The sequence below is a fragment of the Undibacterium sp. WLHG33 genome, from assembly GCF_049544815.1.
Classification (GTDB): Bacteria; Pseudomonadota; Gammaproteobacteria; order Burkholderiales; family Burkholderiaceae_D; genus Undibacterium.
In genome coordinates this window covers 897,482-916,405 of record NZ_CP186697.1, presented here as the reverse complement: position 1 = coordinate 916,405, position 18,924 = coordinate 897,482, and the positions used below count along the sequence as shown (strand labels likewise).

At 51.3% G+C, this 18,924-nt stretch carries 14 protein-coding genes and 1 other RNA gene; 10 read left to right on the top strand and 5 right to left on the bottom strand.

All coding sequences use genetic code 11. The annotated features are described in order from the left end of the window. Window positions 1-557: 557 nt before the first annotated feature. On the top strand, window positions 558-1,067 hold the full coding sequence (locus ACOTSW_RS04170) for a hypothetical protein (RefSeq protein ID WP_423681170.1): 510 nt from the start codon (window positions 558-560) through the stop codon (window positions 1,065-1,067). Window positions 1,068-1,070: 3 nt separating this feature from the next. Next, a complete protein-coding gene (locus tag ACOTSW_RS04165) occupies window positions 1,071-1,508 on the top strand; it encodes an amidohydrolase family protein (protein WP_423681168.1) in 438 nt (145 codons plus the stop codon). 231 nt (window positions 1,509-1,739) lie between these two features. Here ACOTSW_RS04165 and pgeF read toward each other — a convergent pair whose 3' ends face one another. Next, window positions 1,740-2,411, bottom strand: coding sequence for a peptidoglycan editing factor PgeF (gene pgeF, locus ACOTSW_RS04160; protein ID WP_423681167.1), 672 nt, complete (start codon window positions 2,409-2,411; stop codon window positions 1,740-1,742). Window positions 2,412-2,629: 218 nt separating this feature from the next. On the opposite strand from pgeF, the gene ACOTSW_RS04155 reads away from it, so the two are divergent. The 7 genes from ACOTSW_RS04155 to ACOTSW_RS04125 all read left to right on the top strand — a co-directional run bounded on the left by ACOTSW_RS04155 (window position 2,630) and on the right by ACOTSW_RS04125 (window position 12,565). Beyond that, window positions 2,630-3,304 (top strand): ANTAR domain-containing response regulator, encoded by a 675-nt coding sequence (locus ACOTSW_RS04155; RefSeq protein ID WP_423681166.1) that lies wholly within the window; start codon window positions 2,630-2,632, stop codon window positions 3,302-3,304. Between the two features lie 425 nt (window positions 3,305-3,729). Next, on the top strand, window positions 3,730-5,013 hold the full coding sequence (locus ACOTSW_RS04150; protein WP_423681165.1) for a CmpA/NrtA family ABC transporter substrate-binding protein: 1,284 nt from the start codon (window positions 3,730-3,732) through the stop codon (window positions 5,011-5,013). Between the two features lie 22 nt (window positions 5,014-5,035). Then, window positions 5,036-5,983 (top strand): nitrate ABC transporter permease, encoded by a 948-nt coding sequence (ntrB, locus tag ACOTSW_RS04145; RefSeq protein ID WP_423681164.1) that lies wholly within the window; start codon window positions 5,036-5,038, stop codon window positions 5,981-5,983. Window positions 5,984-6,018: 35 nt separating this feature from the next. Next, the gene (locus tag ACOTSW_RS04140; protein ID WP_186897153.1) at window positions 6,019-6,831 is read left to right on the top strand and encodes an ABC transporter ATP-binding protein; all 813 of its coding nucleotides are present in this window, start codon (window positions 6,019-6,021) and stop codon (window positions 6,829-6,831) included. Window positions 6,832-6,863: 32 nt separating this feature from the next. Then, window positions 6,864-9,293, top strand: coding sequence for a nitrite reductase large subunit NirB (gene nirB, locus ACOTSW_RS04135; RefSeq protein WP_423681163.1), 2,430 nt, complete (start codon window positions 6,864-6,866; stop codon window positions 9,291-9,293). A gap of 38 nt (window positions 9,294-9,331) precedes the next feature. Beyond that, window positions 9,332-9,673 (top strand): nitrite reductase small subunit NirD, encoded by a 342-nt coding sequence (gene nirD, locus ACOTSW_RS04130; protein WP_423681162.1) that lies wholly within the window; start codon window positions 9,332-9,334, stop codon window positions 9,671-9,673. 120 nt (window positions 9,674-9,793) lie between these two features. Continuing rightward, window positions 9,794-12,565 (top strand): molybdopterin-dependent oxidoreductase, encoded by a 2,772-nt coding sequence (locus ACOTSW_RS04125; RefSeq protein ID WP_423681161.1) that lies wholly within the window; start codon window positions 9,794-9,796, stop codon window positions 12,563-12,565. Window positions 12,566-12,837: 272 nt separating this feature from the next. Here the strand turns inward: ACOTSW_RS04125 and ssrA are convergent. The 4 genes from ssrA to ompA form a co-directional block, all read right to left on the bottom strand. Next, window positions 12,838-13,197, bottom strand: a transfer-messenger RNA (tmRNA) gene (ssrA, locus tag ACOTSW_RS04120). Between the two features lie 44 nt (window positions 13,198-13,241). After that, window positions 13,242-13,919, bottom strand: a complete 678-nt coding sequence (locus ACOTSW_RS04115; protein ID WP_423681160.1) for an HAD family hydrolase — start codon at window positions 13,917-13,919, stop codon at window positions 13,242-13,244. A 55-nt stretch (window positions 13,920-13,974) separates the two neighbouring features. Further along, on the bottom strand, window positions 13,975-14,679 hold the full coding sequence (gene ubiG / locus ACOTSW_RS04110) for a bifunctional 2-polyprenyl-6-hydroxyphenol methylase/3-demethylubiquinol 3-O-methyltransferase UbiG (protein WP_423681159.1): 705 nt from the start codon (window positions 14,677-14,679) through the stop codon (window positions 13,975-13,977). Window positions 14,680-14,941: 262 nt separating this feature from the next. Next, window positions 14,942-15,595 carry an outer membrane protein OmpA gene (ompA, locus tag ACOTSW_RS04105; RefSeq protein ID WP_423681158.1) on the bottom strand — a complete coding sequence of 218 codons (654 nt, stop codon included), beginning with the start codon at window positions 15,593-15,595 and terminating at the stop codon, window positions 14,942-14,944. Between the two features lie 685 nt (window positions 15,596-16,280). Here ompA and gyrA point away from each other — a divergent pair. Continuing rightward, entirely contained in the window at window positions 16,281-18,923 is a 2,643-nt protein-coding gene (gene gyrA, locus ACOTSW_RS04100; protein WP_423681157.1) for a DNA gyrase subunit A, read from the top strand. Window position 18,924 lies beyond the last annotated feature (1 nt).

Genomic DNA, 18,924 nt, shown 5'->3' with positions numbered 1-18,924 from the left:
ATGTTATCACATAAATAATTAATTTCCTCAATGTTAATTTATATAAGAATAATTACCGTAATTTATTAATGAACTGAATCTACAAGAATTAATAGTTTGAACTATGTCTTGTGCGCTTAGTTTCACTAGCCTATCGTGCAGGTTTCTCCGTAAATACATCTCGAATGACAATGATGTATCCAGCAGGTTTGCTACGGTTTTTATTTGGTGTTGCGTTATTGGCGATATTTTTTGTAACGTCAATATTAGTTTTCATACTGAAGAATTCATGATGATTCCCCGACGGGCATTCACACTTTCGGCGCTAGCCGCGGTTGGTGGGGGGGCGACGTTTACATCGTGTTCGTTGGAAGTTGAGGGGTGTTACGACGTTGCGCACAGCGTCGATTCACAACAAGCAATACTGGAAATTTTATATCGACGACAATGCGATTTCTTTATCTGTTGATTCTGTTCTGACTGCATTCATTTGCGTCGACGATGAGCGTGTTTTCGTGCGAACATAATAATTACTTTTGAAATTCGCTTGATCCCTGTTTTGGAAAGCTTGTCTCAATATGAAACGCTTTTTGCTTATGATCGCCGGCCTTACTATTTCTGTTTCTGCGCTGGCGATGTGTGAATCCGAAGAGAAATCTGTCAAATATCATGGTGTCTTGTTTGACGCGATGGCGCAGATTGATCGTGGAATGTACGATCAGGTATTGACGAAGATGGACAAGTCAGGCGTGCAGGGGATGGCATTGTTCGCGCGTCTGACTCATAAAAGTAACGGCGATGCCGATGTTCTGGCGCTGAAGAAAAATTTTCCGCAGAAATTTATTATCGGTACACCCAAATGGTTTGATTTGAGGGGCGATGTGTCAGCGATGTATCTGCGCCAGACTTTGTCCGGGTTACGGGATGGGCCTTATCAGTTTGTCGGCGAAATCATGTTTGCGCATGGCGATAAATCTCATGGTGAACAAACCGCCAGCGGTGAGCGTTACGTTTCCGCCGAAAAACCGAATGTATTGCAACTGATGCAGGAGCTGCAGATATTACAGGCACCGGTGATGACGCATTAGGAAGTGTATAACTGGAACCGCGACTGGCCTGTGTTTCATGCCTTATACGGAAAATTTCCGCAACTGACATTCATTTGGCCACACGCTGGCTTTGGCTCGGCGGCGCAGGCAGAAACAGTGCTGTCGCAACATGAGAATGTCATCATCAGTTTGTCGAAAACAGAAAAAGACCAGCGCAGCCTCAGCAGCGAAGAAAAATCTTCGCAACTTGGCGGCGCGATGGTTGATGACTGTGGCGTGATTCTTCCTGAATGGCGGGCTTTGCTTGATCGTTTCCCGACACGCTTTATGTTTGCCACCGATGCGCACAAAGATTTTCGCTGGGATAAATACGGCCACATCGTCAGTCGCTGGCGTCGTATTCTCGGACAACTGCCAGATGAACAGGCGCAGATGATCGCCTGGAAAAATGCGGAACGTGTTTATGGCAAGCCGCGCTGAGCGGCGCGTTCGTACCGACGGACGGAAGCGACCGAGCGCAAATCAAAGAGTGTAAATTAAGAGTCCAAATCAAAGAGCCCAAACAACAGGCCGGTCAGCATCTGTGATGAACCCACATGTTCACCGGAATCAGTTCCAGGTTAAAAATATACCCCAGGGAGTATATTTAAAGCCCCTTGTTTTACACTGACAATAAGGCGAAAAACGCAGATACTCCCCTGAAAATGCGAATTACGGGAGTATTACCAAGCCCGAATGCTGATGGGAATTGCGGTCGCCGCGACGGTAGCTGCGATACAGGAATTTGCCATCGGTGTGGCTGCTGCATAGCGTGCAGGAATGGCCTTTGTCGATCTGCTGTAAGCCTGCTTTCTGTAATTCGATGACGGCAATCGCATTCAGATCCAGATGCCGGTAAGACGGCGTGATGAGCTCGGCCGGATGGTCTGCAAACGCGCTGACAAATTCCTGTGCGAGTTCTGCGCTGACTTCAAAACAGCAGGCGTTGATATGCGAACCGATGGCCGCAACCCAGTCTGCCGGGTCTTCCCCTTCGGCGCGCAGTCGTTGCCACAACGCGCCAATCACGCCATAGCGCAGACCGCGCCAGCCCGCATGCACAGCGGCAATCGCTTTACCGTCGCGCCGCGCAAACAGCACGGGCACACAATCGGCGGTAATCACGGTGACGGGGATGCCGGGCTGGCGGGTAAAAAAACCGTCGGCTCCACCGCACATTTGTTGTTCGCTGGTGATCTCGACGATCTGCGTTCCGTGTACCTGCGTTTTCTCCGGCACGCGATGCCAATAGGGGCTGAGCGCGCTTGGCACCAGATGGCGTGCCGTGCCGAAACCATATTGAATACCGGGAATAGCAGCGAGCAACGGGGAGGTCAGGGACATGGCAATGGTCTTGTGAAAAAAATTATCGAAAAGCGGAGTTAAAAAATGAAGCGATCACAGGTCTATTGGCGATTTGTTTTGGCATCTGGTGCTGACGTTGACATTTTAATGCATGCCTGCGATCAACATAAATTGGCGAACCAGATATTGATCTCTGGTCTGGTTCGCTTCTTGCATGTCCGTTTTCCGTTTAGTTTTTTTAAAGCATTCCGCTGACGATGCCATTTTCCAAGTCTGATCCCTTGCCAGAACAGAGCAGCCTGAAGATCGTGGTCGTCAATACCGTGAATCTGCAGGAAGACGTGCACGAGCCGGATGCTGAAGCACGCGCGGCGCTGGAGGCACAACTAGCGCGGTCGCGGGCGCTGCGGATAGGTTTGCTGCAGGCGGGCTACAACATTATTGCCTCGATCCCGGGTGATATTTACATGATAGAGCGCATTGCGCAGTTGCAGCCGGACATGATCGTCATCGATGCCGAATCCGATGCCCGTGATGTGCTGGAACACATGGTCTTTGCGACGCGCGATGCGCCGCGTCCTATCGTTTTATTTACCGAAGACGGCAATCCTTCGCAACTGGCGGCGGCGATGGAAGCGGGCGTGTCGGCGTATGTGGTGGCGGGCTTGCAAACGGAGCGCGTGAAGCCTGTGCTCGACGTGGCGATGGCGAGGTTTCATGCAGATCAGAAGTTGCGCACGGAATTATCCGACACCAAAGCCCGGCTGGCGGAGCGTAAAACCATAGAGCGTGCCAAAGGTTATCTGATGGAGCGCCATCATTTATCCGAGAACGATGCTTACCAGCGTTTGCGTAAGCAGGCGATGGAAAAAAACATGAAACTGGTTGATCTTGCCCAGCGTCTGCTGGATGCCTCGGATTTATTGGGATAGCGCCACATGGATGTTCTGCTTTGGTGCGCCGCACAACTAAAGTGCGTTGGGTGTTGCTGGCAACCTAGCTTTTTCACCGTATTTCACTCTGGCCGCTTGCTGGCACAGCAATTGCTCATACAAATTCAAGCGCCAACGATGGCGTCAGTAAAATGCAGGACCAATCAACCGGCGAACGAAATTGCCGGGAATACAGCGTTCACCGCTAACGGCGGCGGTGTCGTTCAGACAAAGGTGTCTTTCCATCTGTTTTTTAAAACGGATGGCAGGCACCTTTTTTGTTTTTTGATTATGACTTACGCAAATTTGTCCCGGCAAGGCATGGCGATGAAGACAGTACGAATAGTACGGCTAAGAGCCATAACGCAGCTGGGGCGGTTTTGCGTAAATCCTGTTGGGATTATTTTTTATTCGCTGGAGTGCACATGACTAAGCCGCAACAACCTCAGAATCAGGAAGCCCACCATGAAGAAGCAACGATTAATTTGCCGCGTCGCAGCTTGTTGCAAAGCGCGGGCGTGTTTGCGGGAGCCAGCATGATGGGCTTATCGACCGGCGGTGTCTGGGCGGCGGGCTCGGATAAACCAGAAAAAACAGAAGTGCGCATAGGCTTTATTCCGCTCACGGATTGCGCCTCCGTTGTGATGGCTTCGGTGCTGGGCTTTGATAAAAAGTATGGCATCAAGATCGTGCCGACCAAGGAATCATCCTGGGCGAGTGTGCGCGATAAACTGGTCAATGGCGAGCTGGATGCGGCGCATGTTTTATACGGTTTGCTGTATGGCGTACAGATGGGCATAGGCGGCGCGAAAAAAGATATGTCTGTGCTGATGACGCTGAATAACAATGGTCAGGCGATCACTTTGTCGAAAAAGCTCGCGGATCGGGGGGCGGTGGATGGCGCTGGTCTGGCCAAACTGATGGCACGCGAAAAACGTGAATACACGTTTGCCCAGACTTTCCCTACCGGTACGCATGCGATGTGGCTGTATTACTGGATGGCAGCCAATGGCATTCATCCCTTGAAAGATGCCAAGGTCATTACCGTACCGCCGCCGCAGATGGTGGCGAATATGCGGGTCGGCAATATGGATGGTTATTGTGTCGGCGAACCGTGGAATCACCGCGCGATTGCCGATGGCATCGGCATTACGGCGGCAACCACGCAGGATATCTGGAAAGACCATCCGGAAAAAGTGCTCGGCACCACCGATGAATTCACCAAAAAATATCCGAACACTGCGCGCGCGATGACGGCGGCGATACTGGAAGCAAGCCGCTGGATCGATGCGTCCTTATCGAACAAAACCAAAATGGCAGAAACGATCGCTGACAAATCGTATGTGAATACCTCGGTCGATGTGATTAATCAACGCATTTTAGGGCGTTATCAGAATGGTCTGGGTAAAACCTGGGACGACCCGAATTACATGAAATTCTTTAACGATGGTGCGGTGAATTTCCCGTATCTGTCAGACGGCATGTGGTTCATGACCCAGCATAAACGCTGGGGCTTGCTGAAGACTGATCCGGATTATCTGGCGGTGGCAAAAGCAGTGAACCGGATTGATATCTATAAAGACGCGGCGGCGATGGCGAAGGTGAATGTGCCTAAAGACGTGATGCGCAGCAGCAAGCTGATGGATGGCACGGTGTGGGATGGTAAGAATCCTGCAGCGTATGCCGCCTCGTTCAAAATCAAAGCCTGACAAGCGGTTTCGGGAGGAAAGTATGACGACCTTAGTTCATGATGCAATCGGTTCCACAGAAAAACTGACTACCGCTGAGATCAGCAACGGCACTTCAGCAAGCGCGGTAACAGCCACAACAACGGCAGCAGTGGTAACCGCAGGCACAGTCGCAAACACAGCAGCAGCGCCGGTAAAGCAGGTGCAGCGTTCATTCCGGCCTTTGTTACTCAAAGTATTGCCACCTTTGTTTGGCATCGCGCTGATGGTGTTGATCTGGTCGATTATCGCGGTGAAAGATTCCTCTTTCCCTTCGCCGTGGGTGACTTTGCAGGAAGCGATCAAAGTTTTTTCTGATCCGTTTTATCAAAACGGGCCGAATGATCAGGGCATAGGCTGGAATATTTATGCCTCGCTGAAACGCGTCGCGGTGGGCTTCGGGCTGGCAGCGATTGTCGGTATTCCGCTGGGTTTTCTGATCGGGCGTTTTCCATTTTTATCCGGCATGTTTAACCCTGTCATCAGCTTGCTGAAACCCGTCTCGCCGCTGGCATGGTTGCCTATCGGTTTGCTGGTCTTCAAGTCGGCGCATCCGGCTGCGATCTGGTCGATTTTTATCTGCTCGATCTGGCCTATGGTGATCAACACCGCGATCGGTGTGCAACGTGTGCCGCAGGATTATATGAACGTGGCGCGGGTACTGAATCTGTCGGAATGGAAAATCGTCACCCGCATTTTGTTGCCGAGTGTCTTGCCTTACATGCTGACCGGTGTGCGGCTCGCGATTGGCACTGCATGGCTGGTGATTGTGGCAGCAGAAATGCTGACCGGCGGCGTCGGTATTGGCTTTTGGGTCTGGGATGAATGGAATAACCTGAATGTACCGCACATCATTATTGCCATCATCGTCATCGGCCTGGTTGGTCTGATACTCGAACAGATACTGGTTGCTGCGGCACGCGCATTCACCTACGAAGATACGGGAGCATGAACATGGAAACGATGAGCAATGCCGCAGGCAATAAAATGCGCGAAATCGATCAGAAGTACATAGAAGTCAATCAGGTCGAGATGCGTTTCGATACGCGCAAAGGCAGCTTTCATGCGTTGCGCGAGATTAATCTGAACGTCGCTAAAGGTGAGTTTGTGACCCTGATTGGTCACTCCGGTTGCGGTAAATCGACCTTGCTGAATCTGATTGCCGGTCTGACCAAAGCCAGCTCCGGCACCTTGCTATGCGCGCACCGTGAGATTGCCGGGCCTTCACCGGAGCGCGGCGTGGTGTTTCAGAATCATTCGCTGCTGCCGTGGCTGACGTGCTTTGAAAATATTTATCTGGCGGTCGAACGTGTATTCGGCGCGTCTGAAAATAAGACCAAGCTGATCAAGCGCACCATGCATGCCTTGTCACTGGTGGGGCTGACGCATGCGGAAAAAAAACGTCCGAATGAAATTTCCGGCGGCATGAAACAACGCGTCGGCATCGCCCGCGCACTCGCCATCGAGCCGAAAGTCTTGCTGATGGATGAACCTTTCGGCGCGCTTGACGCGCTGACCCGCGCGCACTTGCAGGATGAATTACTGAAGATTGTTGCCAAGACTGAATCTACGGTTGTGATGGTGACGCACGATGTGGACGAAGCGGTGCTGCTGTCGGATCGCATCGTCATGCTGACCAATGGCCCGGCGGCAACGATAGGCGAAATTCTGCATGTCGATCTGCCACGCCCGCGTGATCGTGTGGCGCTGTCACAGAATCCGCAATATGCCGCGTATCGCAGTGAAGTGCTGGAATTTTTGTATCACCGTCAGTCGCATCCTGCCAAAGATGTGGCGTAAGCCCGGCAATCAAAACAGAACAGGGACATACAATGAAAAAGCTCAAACTGGTGATGGTCGGGAATGGCATGGCGGGTGTACGCACGCTCGAAGAATTACTGAAGATCGCCCCCGATCTGTATGACGTCACGGTCTTCGGTGCCGAACCTTACGCCAATTACAACCGGATTTTATTGTCGCCGGTACTGGCCGGTGAGCAGACCATCAAAGACATTATGCTCAATGATGTGGATTGGTATGAGGAAAACCATATCACGCTGCATCTGGGGAAAAAAATCGTTCGTATCGATCGTGTGAAACGGCTGGTGATTGCGGACGATGGTACGCAAACCGAATACGACAGACTCTTGCTGGCGACTGGTTCCACGCCTTTCATGCTGCCGGTGCCGGGCAAGGATTTGCAAGGCGTGATCGCGTATCGCGATATCCATGACACGAATGCGATGATCGCTGCTGCCGAACAGCATACGCATGCAGTCGTCATCGGAGGCGGATTACTCGGACTGGAAGCGGCGAATGGCCTGAAAATGCGCGGCATGCAGGTCTCGGTCGTGCATTTGCCTGGCTGGCTGATGGAAAGGCAGCTCGACCCGGTGGCAGGCAAGATGCTGCAAAAGTCTCTGGAAGACCGTGGCCTGAATTTTTTACTCGAAAAAAATACCGAAGCCATACTCGGCGATGAACAAGGTCAGGTCAAAGCGATACGTTTTACTGACGGGCTGGAAATTCCGGCGCAACTGATTGTGATGGCGGTGGGGATACGTCCGAATACGGCGCTGGCCGAATCCGCAGGCTTGTACTGCAATCGCGGCATCATCGTCAACGACACCATGCAAACCTATGACCCGCGTATCTATGCCGTCGGTGAATGCGTGAATCATCGTGGCACGGTGTATGGTCTGGTTGCCCCTTTGTTTGAAATGGCCAAGGTGTGCGCGAATCATCTGGCGAATTTCGGCATCGGTCGTTATCAGGGATCGGTGACATCCACCAAACTCAAAGTCACCGGCATTGATCTGTTTTCCGCTGGTGAATTCATGGGTGGCAACGATACCGAAGAAATCATTTTGTCCGACCCGATAGGCGGCGTTTACAAAAAGCTGGTACTCAAAGATGACAAGCTGATCGGCGCTTGTTTGTATGGCGATACGGTGGATGGCAGCTGGTATTTCAAACTGCTGCGCGAAGGAAAAAATATTGCAGAGATTCGCGACACGCTGATGTTTGGCGAATCGAATACCGGCGATGTCGGCCACGAAGGTCATACCAAAGCCGCGGCGATGCCGGACAGCGCCGAGGTCTGCGGCTGTAACGGCGTGTGCAAAGGCACTATCGTCAAGGCGATCAAAGAAAAAGGTTTATTCACGCTGGAAGATGTGCGCAAACACACAAAAGCCTCGGCTTCCTGCGGTTCGTGCACCGGGCTGGTTGAGCAGATCATTATGTTCACGGTGGGCGGTGATTATTCATCAACGCCGAAAGCCAAGGCGATGTGCAGTTGCACCGATCATTCGCACGCTGTGGTTCGGCAAACGATTAAAGAGCAGCATTTACTGACGGTGGTAGCCGTGCAGCAATTCATGAACTGGCGCACGCCGAATGGTTGTGCGAGCTGCCGTCCGGCGCTGAATTACTACCTGATTTCCACCTGGCCGCGCGAAGCGATTGATGATCCGCAATCACGATTCATCAATGAACGCTCGCATGCAAACATTCAGAAAGACGGCACTTACTCTGTGATTCCGCGCATGTGGGGCGGCGAAACCAATGCGTCCGAATTGCGCCGGATCGCCGATGTGGTCGATAAATATCAGATACCGACAGTGAAAGTCACCGGCGGTCAGCGTATCGATTTACTCGGTGTCAAAAAGCAAGATTTACCGGCGGTGTGGAGCGATCTTGGCATGCCGTGTGGCCTGGCGTATGCCAAAGGTTTGCGTACCGTGAAGACCTGCGTCGGCAGCGAATGGTGTCGCTTCGGCACGCAGAATTCCACCCTCATGGGACAACAACTGGAACGCGAACTGGCACGCATGTATGCGCCGCATAAGGTCAAGCTGGCGGTATCCGGCTGCCCGCGTAACTGCGCAGAGGCGGGGATTAAAGACGTTGGCGTGATCGGCGTCGATTCCGGTTGGGAAGTGTATGTCGGCGGCAATGGCGGCATCAAAACCGAGGTTGCGCAATTCTTTGTGAAGCTGAAAACGCATGAAGAAGTGATGGAATACACAGGCGCGTTTTTGCAGCTGTATCGTGAGGAAGGCTGGTATCTGGAACGCACCGTGCATTATCTGGCGCGGGTCGGTCTCGACTATGTGAAGAAGATCATTCTGGAAGATGAAGAGCGTCGTCAGGAACTTTACCAGCGCTTGTTGTTTTCTCTGGAAGGTGAGAGCGATCCGTGGCATGCACCTGAAAAAGCGCAAGTCGATACGCGGCAGTTCACCGCATTGACGGTGTGATTCTCTCCGCTGATCGCAAAACAGATAAAGGAAACAGCATGTCAGAACAATGGAAAATGGTGTGCCGGGTTGAGGATATTCCCGTCCTCGGTGCGCGTGTGGTTGAACGCCAGATCAAACCGGATGTGGCGATTTTCAGAAACAGTGAAAACAAGATTTTTGCCTTGCTGGATCGCTGCCCGCATAAAGGCGGCCCTTTGTCGCAAGGGATTGTTTTCGGGGAGCGGGTCGCCTGCCCTTTGCATAACTGGAATATCGAATTGCCGACCGGCTGTGCGGTATCGCCGGATGAAGGTTGCACCCAGCGCTTTCGTCTGAAAGTCGAAAACGAGCGGGTATTTCTGGATGCCGAAGAGTTGCGCACGGCAGCGCCGGAATAAAGAAAGACAGATACTCCCCCCTATTTTTTAATATTTATGCTTAATGTCCTTATAAATAAAGGGCGTTAAAAAATACTCCGGGGGAGTATATTTACATAGTGCAGGCAGCAAGGGGCAAGCATGACGGAAATAAAATCGACCTGTTGCTATTGTGGCGTCGGCTGCGGCGTGCTGATTGCGACCGATGGCGCGCAGATCACCGGTGTTCGCGGCGACCCCGAACATCCGGCGAATGCAGGAAAATTATGCAGCAAGGGCAGCACGTTGCACTTGTCGGCACAGCCTGTGATTCAGCAGCAAGTGCGGGCGCTGTATCCTGAAATCCGCACAAAAAAAAATCTTCCGCGCGTGCGCAGCGATTGGGACAGCACGCTGAATCTGATAGCAGAAAAATTCGCCGCGACGATACGCGAGCATGGGCCGGACAGCGTCGGCTTTTATATCTCGGGACAACTGCTGACGGAAGATTATTACGTCTTCAATAAACTCGCCAAAGGCTTGATCGGTACGAATAATATCGACAGCAATTCACGCCTGTGTATGTCGAGCGCCGTTGCAGGGTACAAGCAGACGCTAGGTGCCGACGCGCCGCCGTGCAGTTACGAAGATATCGATCACGCTGAAGTGATTTTTATCGCCGGTTCTAACACGGCTTTTGCGCATCCGGTTTTGTACCGCCGCATCGAGGAAGCACGCAAAAATAATCCGCAGCTTAAAGTTATCGTTGCTGATCCGCGCCGCACCGATACCGCGCGTGACGCCGATCTGCATCTGGCGATTTTACCGGGCACCGATGTGGCGCTGTTCAACGGCATGTTGCATCTGTGTTTGTGGGAAGAATTGATCGATACCGCATTTATCGCAGCGCATACCGAAGGCTTTGCCGAGCTGCGGCAAACCGTGCGCGATTACACCCCTGCGATGGTCGCGCAAACCTGCGGCATCAAGGAAGCCGATTTACTGCAGGCCGCACGCTGGTTTGGCGGCTCGGCAGCATCCTTGTCTTTGTATTGTCAGGGCCTGAATCAGTCCTCATCCGGTACTGCAAAAAATGCCGCGATGATCAATCTGCATCTGGCAACGCGTCAGATAGGCAAACCCGGTGCCGGGCCGTTTTCGCTGACCGGACAACCGAATGCGATGGGCGGGCGTGAAGTCGGTGGCATGGCGAATCTGATGTCGGCGCATCGCGATCTGAGCAATGCCGCTGACCGTGCCGACATCGCGCAATACTGGGGTGTGGACGAGGTACCGGCAACGCCGGGGAAAACGGCCGTTGAATTATTTGAAGCAGTGCGCGCAGGGCAGATCCGCCTGCTCTGGATTGTTTGTACCAACCCCGCGCAATCCATGCCCGAGCAAAATCTGATTCGTGAGGCGCTGTTAAAAGCCGACATGGTGATCGTGCAGGAAGCCTATACAACGACGGCGACGGTGCCTTATGCTGATGTGTTGTTACCGGCGACCAGCTGGGGCGAAAAATCCGGCACGGTGACGAATTCAGAACGACGTATTTCTCGTGTGAATGCGGCACTCGCGGCACCGGCAGAAACGAAACACGACTGGCAAATTGCGACTTTGTTTGCGCAAAAACTGGCGCTGTTGCTGGATAAAAGCAAGCCGGATTTTGCTTATGAAACGCCGGAACAAATCTGGAATGAACACCGCGACAGCACGCGTGGCTGCGACCTCGATATCACGGGTTTATCGTATGCATTATTAGAAGAAAAGGGGCCGCAGCAGTGGCCATATCCACAAGGTGCCAGCGCCGGTAAAGCAAGACTGTATGAAGATCATATTTTCGCGACGCCGAATGGCCGCGCACGTTTTGTGAATACCGTATATCAGGTGACGGCCGATAAAGTAGACCCGCGCCATCCGTTTGCGTTGACGACAGGGCGGCTGCGCGATCAGTGGCACGGGATGAGTCGCACTGGCACTGTGCCACAACTGTTTGCACATGCCGCCGAACCCGTGATCAATATGCATCCGCAGGATATGCAGCGGCGCTTTTTGAAAAACGGCGATCTGGTGCATGTCAGCAATCGTCGTGGCACGCAGATTTTTGCTGTCAGCGAGAGCGATGATCTGCGCGCCGGGCAAACCTTTATCGGCATGCATTGGGGCGAAGAGTTTATTTCCGGTCGCGGGCATGGACAACATGTGGCGTATGGCGTGAATGCCCTGATGTCGCCAGCGACAGATTCTGTGTCGCGCCAGCCGGAACTCAAACATGCCGCAGTGAAAATTATCAAAGCCGAATTACCGTGGCGTTTTGTGGTGTTTGGCTGGATGGAGCAGGCGCAGGTCTTCGCCTTACAACAGGTATTACGCCCGTATCTGCGGCAATTTGCTTATGCGAGTTGTGTGCCTTTCGGTCGTGAAAAAAGCGGCTTGCTGTTTCGTGCGGCCGATGATGTCGCGCCTACTGCTGAACTGGTACAGGAAATCGAAAAATTATTCGGCATCGCTGGCGCTGCCGTGCTGCGTTATGACGATCAGCGGCGCGGCACCGGGCGGCATATTGCGATTCGTGACGGACAGTTGCAGGCAGTCGCATTGACTGGCGATGTCTCTGCCGAAAGCTGGCTGAAACCTTATCTGATGGAGCAGGAGCCGGTGGCAAAACTGGGGCGTTTGCTGCTGATGCCAGGCGCGAATACGCCACAAGGTTTTCAGGCAAAAGGCAAAGTGATCTGCACTTGTCTGAATGTCGCTGAAAGCCAGATTGAGGATGCGCTGAATGGAGAGCTAATTCAGAATGACGCAACGCCCACAGATGTATTGGCTGGCCTGCAAAGCCGCCTGCGCTGCGGCACCAGTTGCGGCTCATGCGTACCGGAAATCCGCCGCATGATTGCATTGAAAAAAGCAGAAGTGCTTAGCGTATAAAAAGTGTCTCAAAAAATACGCCAAAAGATAGCGGATATGAATCGCTGGCGATGGAGCATTTTTAATGCTCCTGCTTGGTCGTGAACGGGGATGTTCACACGAAAATTTGAAGGATGACTAGATAACCGTAAAATCTGAGTTGATGCGATAGTGACTGCATATGAGCATTGCAGTTACCGGTTAACAATGGGCGACGATGGGCAATAAAAAACCCGCTCTCCTATGAAGAAGGGCGGGTTCTGGTCAAACTTTGTGATGCATTTGCAGTAATTTGGTGGAGACGGCGGGAATCGAACCCGCGTCCAGAAGCACTCTACAGACAGTTCTACATACTTAGTGCTGCCATTTGATTTAACCACATTGACGCGGACGCACACGCTGCAATGAGGCGAGTTACCTTAAGTTTAATCCTGCGCCAAGTAACCCGGTTCAAGACGATTCCCTATGAATGTCCTTACTGCTGTTGCCAGCCCACCCTAGGGAAGAGGTGGTGTAAGGTTAGCCGGTATTAAGCGGCTAATGCGTACGAGTTATCGTTTGCAGTTATATAGTTCAGATTGTATTTACGAGGTAGTCTGGCCTCGGTATGCCCTGCGCTGCTTTGCAACCCCTGTCGAAACCAGGTCGTCCCCAAAGCTTCGTTAGTATAACCTATATGCGATGTTGCACGAAGAATTCAAGAGGTGGCAACTTGTAAATGTTTGGCTCTGATCAGTTCGAGTAATTCCAGCGGACTGTCGATGATGGCATCGGCTTTCCATTGCGTTGGTTCGGTCGCTCCGCAATAGCCCCATGCCGCTGCGATGCTGGTCATTCCTGCGGCTTCGGCCGCCTGAATATCGCGTAAATCATCCCCGATGTACCAACAATGTTCTGAGCGTACGCCAATGCGTCGCGCAGCTTCCAGCAGCGGGGCGGGGTGTGGTTTTGCATAAGGCGTGGTGTCACCTGAAATGACACAGCGTGCTTCCTGCAGGTCAAGCAGAGAGATCAGTGGCTTCGTGAAGCGTTGCGCCTTATTGGTGACAATTCCCCAGCAAAGCCCTAGCTGGTTCAGTCCGTGAAGCAAGGTGGTGACGTGTTCAAACAGGTGGCTATGCACGGCGAGTGCAGATTCATACGTATTCAGAAATTCGATGCGCATCGCTTCGTAGTCGGCATCATCCGGGGTGATATTGAAGCCCGCACCGAGTAAGCCTCTGGCCCCGGCAGATGCAAATGGACGCAGACTCAGGTAATGCACGGGAGGTAATGCGCGCTGCGCACGCATCGCATTGATGGCCGCAGCCAGATCCGGTGCGGTATCGGCTAAGGTGCCATCGAGATCAAATAAAATTGCTTGAGGATTGTGCATACGTGAATTGGTGAATGTACAAACGGCTTTGCATGCCGTTTGTACATGATCTGAGTTAAGCGGGTTTGGTGCAGGCAATCATGTAATTGACGCTGGTATCGTTATTTAATGAATAAATTTTTGTCAGCGGATTGTAGCTCAAGCCTTTCATTGCATTTAATTCAAGACCCGCATTGCGTACATCTTGGGAAAGTTCTGCCGGGGTGATGAATTTGGCATAGTCATGCGTTCCCTTCGGTAATAACTGCAATACGTACTCAGCGCCAATAATAGCGAACAGATACGATTTTACATTACGGTTCAGCGTCGAAAAAAAGACATGTCCACCCGGTTTCAGTAATTTTGTACAGGCACGAATGATGGAAGATGGATCGGGTACGTGTTCCAGCATTTCCATGCAGGTGACGACATCAAATTGACCGGCTTCTGCTTCAGCCATTTCTTCTGCGGGAATGTTTTTATAACGTACGCTGATGCCGGACTCCAGACCGTGCAAATCGGCCACTTTCAGGGCTTTCTCGGAGAGATCGATGCCGGTCACGATAGCGCCTTTTTTTGCCATCGATTCAGCGAGGATGCCGCCGCCACAGCCGACATCGATAACGTTTTTACCTGCCAGTGGAATGCGTTGATTAATCCATTCCAGACGCAACGGGTTGATTTCATGTAACGGGCGGAACTCTGAATTTGGATCCCACCAGCGATGAGCTAGGTCACTGAATTTCTGAATTTCTGCTGGATCTGCATTGAGTGTCGGCATGATGTCTGCGGAGATAACTAAGTTAAATATAAGAAAACCAAAGGCGTATTGTAGGCGATCCCGCTGCTTACCGCACTTGATCATGTCAAGACAAGGCGAGTTTCTGCAGAACATCCTGCTTTGTGCTTGTTACAGATAGAGTGGCTTTCAAGAATAAATACTTATCTTGTATTTTGTGACGGAGTTGACATACCGGGAAGGAGAATTGAAAACAAAAAACCCCGCCAGAGCGGGGCTTTTTGCGTAATTAAACTGAGTTTAATTATTTGTTGCGTGTACCAACAACTTCGATTTCTACGCGACGGTTTTTAGCGCGGCCTTCTGCTGTTTTGTTATCAGCAACTGGTTGTTTTTCGCCTTTGCCTTCAGTGTAAACACGGTTAGCTTCGATACCTTTGCTTACCAGATAAGCTTTAACTGCTTCTGCGCGGCGGATAGACAATTTTTGGTTGTAAGCATCAGTACCAACAGAGTCAGTATGACCAACAGCGATAACAACTTCCAGATTGATTGCTTTCAATTTGGAAACCATGTCGTCAAGCTGTGCTTTACCTTCTGGTTTCAATACGGATTTGTCAAAATCGAACAATGCGCTGGCAGCGAAAGTCACTTTTTCAGATGTCGGAGCAGCTGGAGCAACAACTGGAGCTGGAGCTGGGGCAGCAACTGGGGCTGGGGCAGCAACTGGAGCTGGAGCCGCTTCTTTTACTAAAGGAGCGTCGCAACCTGGCACTGCATCAGCAGGTGTCCAGTAGCCAGTGCGCCAGCACAGACCGAATGCATCACGAACGATAACGCCGCGAGCATCTTGCACATAAGCGCTGTGTGGTGCGTTCGCTTTGATGTCTTGTTGTGCGGATGCAGAAAAGGAAGCAACTGCGGACGCTGCGATAACGAGCTTAACTAGAATTTTCATATTTATCCTCTCGACTGAGATTTAATTATCGCAGATAAACTGCGCAAATTACTGCTTAAAACCTGATGATACCACGCGCTTGATGACATTACTATTTCGTCAAACGAACAATACTGTTATTCCGCCCATATTTTGCCATAGATCACGTCAATCCAGCATGACTTGTTAAATCGCTAAAGTAACACTTCGTTAAATATGTCGTGCATGGGCAACAATGTTGCTGTGTTTCTGATGTGATTCTTATTTAAAAGATTTTATATTGGCAATAATTTCTCTGGTGAACTTATTTGTTAATTTTATAATTTTGCAAATGTTGTTTGATGTTCCGAATTCAGTCCTGACTGATTGCAGATGATAAGGAAGGTCATGCTCCAGGGTAATAGACCGATGCTTGCCAGTCAGCAGTGAATCACTTTGTGCGGATTTGAAATAGCAGGGATCCTTTGTTGAAATGCAGCAACCCCACTGTTACTGCGCGTATTTCTGTTTTGCTATTTTGTGACGTTTGGCCTCCCTGGCATGTTAAAATTCTAGGCTAAAAATTCGAAAAACTTTTGTCTCTGATCTTGTCTTGCTTGTGAAAAGCCGGGCACTGCTGGCAAGCAGTATTAGCAAACCCAGCATTGGCAGCAACTGTTTTTCTCGAAGTTATCATTCAACCAAGCTCTAATTTGCCGGCATGCCAATGGATCAATTCGCAAAAGAAACACTCCCGATCTCCCTTGAAGAAGAAATGCGCAAGAGCTACCTTGATTACGCCATGAGCGTGATCGTTGGCCGAGCTTTACCGGATGTGCGTGATGGTCTCAAGCCTGTACATCGACGCGTTTTGTTCGCGATGCATGAGATGAACAATGTTTATAACCGCCCATTCGTCAAATGCGCGCGCGTTGTCGGTGAGGTCATGGGTAAATACCATCCGCACGGCGATGCTTCTATTTATGACACATTGGTACGTATGGCGCAGGATTTTTCTTTGCGCTACACGCTGGTCGATGGTCAGGGGAACTTCGGTTCAATTGACGGCGACAGTGCCGCTGCGATGCGTTACACCGAATGTCGCTTAGACAAAATTGCTAACGAAATTCTGGCGGATATCGAAAAAGAAACAGTCGATTTCGTACCGAACTATGATGGTAAAGAAAAAGAACCATCGGTTCTGCCTACCCGTATCCCCAATTTGTTGATCAACGGTGCCTCCGGGATCGCCGTTGGTATGGCGACGAATATCCCGCCGCACAACATTACCGAAATTATCAATGGTGCTCTGCACTTGTTGCGGAACGACGATTGCACGATCGATGAGCTGATAGAGATTATCCCAGCACCGGATTTCCCGACCGGCGGCATTATCTATGGTGTTTCCGGTGTGCGCGACGGTTACCGCACCGGTCGCGGTCGCGTTGTGATGCGTGCGAAGACGCATTTTGAAGAATTTGGTAAAGATAACCGTACCGCGCTGATTATTGATGAGCTGCCGTACCAGGTTAATAAAAAATCCTTGCTTGAGCGTATCGCAGAATTAGTGCGCGATAAAAAGCTGGACGGCATTTCAGATATTCGCGATGAATCCGATAAATCCGGCATGCGCGTGGTCATTGAGCTTAAACGTGGTGAAGTACCGGACGTGGTACTGAATAATCTGTATAAGCAGACGCAGTTGCAGGACACGTTCGGTATGAATATGGTGGCGCTGGTCAATGGCCAGCCTAAGCTGCTGAACCTGAAAGAAATGCTGGCGTGCTTCTTGTCGCATCGCCGTGAAGTTGTCACGCGTCGTACCGTGTTTGAACTGCGCAAAGCGCGCGAACGTGGTCATGTGCTCGAAGGTCTGGCAGTGGCATTGGCGAACATCGACGATTTCATCGCCATCATTAAAGCGGCGCCAACGCCTCCTCTGGCGAAACAGGAATTGATGACGCGTGCCTGGGATAGTTCCATGGTACGTGAGATGCTGACACGCACTGCTGCTGATAATCCGGGTGGGGTTGATGCTTTCCGTCCTGAGAGTTTGCCTAAGCATTACGGTATTCAGCCGGATGGTCTGTATAAATTATCTGACGATCAGGCGCAGGAAATCCTGCAAATGCGTTTGCAACGTCTGACTGGTCTGGAGCAGGATAAGATCGTCAACGAATACAAAGACGTGATGGCTGAAATCGCCGATTTGCTCGATATTCTGGCAAAGCCGGAACGTGTCACAACGATTATTACTGATGAACTGACACTCGCCAGAAATGAGTATGGCGAAGGAAATAAAGACGTCCGCCGTTCTGAAATTACGCACAATGCGACAGATCTGGAAACCGAAGATCTGATTACGCCGGTCGATATGGTGGTGACCTTGTCACACACTGGTTACATGAAGTCGCAGCCTTTGTCTGAATATCGCGCTCAGAAACGCGGTGGCAGGGGCAAACAGGCGACGGCGACCAAGGATGATGACTGGATTGAGCAATTATTTGTCGCTAATACTCACGATTACATCCTGTGCTTCAGTAATCGAGGCCGCCTGTACTGGCTCAAAGTGTGGGAAGTGCCGCAAGGTTCACGCACGTCTCGCGGAAAACCTATCGTGAATATGTTCCCGCTGCAGGATGGCGAAAAAATCACCGTGATTCTGCCTTTGTCGGGTGATAACCGTAGCTTCCCTGAAGATCGTTACATTTTCATGGCAACCAGCCTGGGTACCGTGAAGAAAACGCCGTTGGCCGATTTCAGTAATCCTCGCAAAGCCGGCATTATCGCGGTAGATCTGGATGAAGGTGATTTCCTGATCGGTGCCGCACTGACGGATGGCAAGCACGACGTGATGTTGTTCTCGGACGCAGGTAAGGCAGTGCGTTTCGATGAGAATGATGTGCGCCCGATGGGCCGTACTGCGCGTGGTGTGCGCGGCATGAATCTGGACGAATCACAGCAAGTGATCGCTTTGCTGGTCGCTGAAAACGAACAGCAATCAGTCTTGACGGCAACAGAAAATGGTTTCGGTAAGCGTACACCGATTACCGAATACACACGTCATGGCCGTGGTACCAAAGGCATGATCGCAATTCAGACTTCTGAGCGTAATGGCAAAGTGGTTGCTGCGACTCTGGTCGACACGAGCGATGAAATCATGTTGATCACAACCGGTGGTGTTCTGATCCGGACCCGAGTATCCGAGATTCGTGAAATGGGACGTGCAACGCAAGGCGTTACACTGATTGCGGTTGAGGATGGTACGACTTTGTCCGGTTTGCAGCGTATCGTCGAGACCGACGCAGATCAGGATGACACTGAAGCAGGCTCATCGGCTGATCAGGCCGCTGGCGATGTAGCGGAGTAAA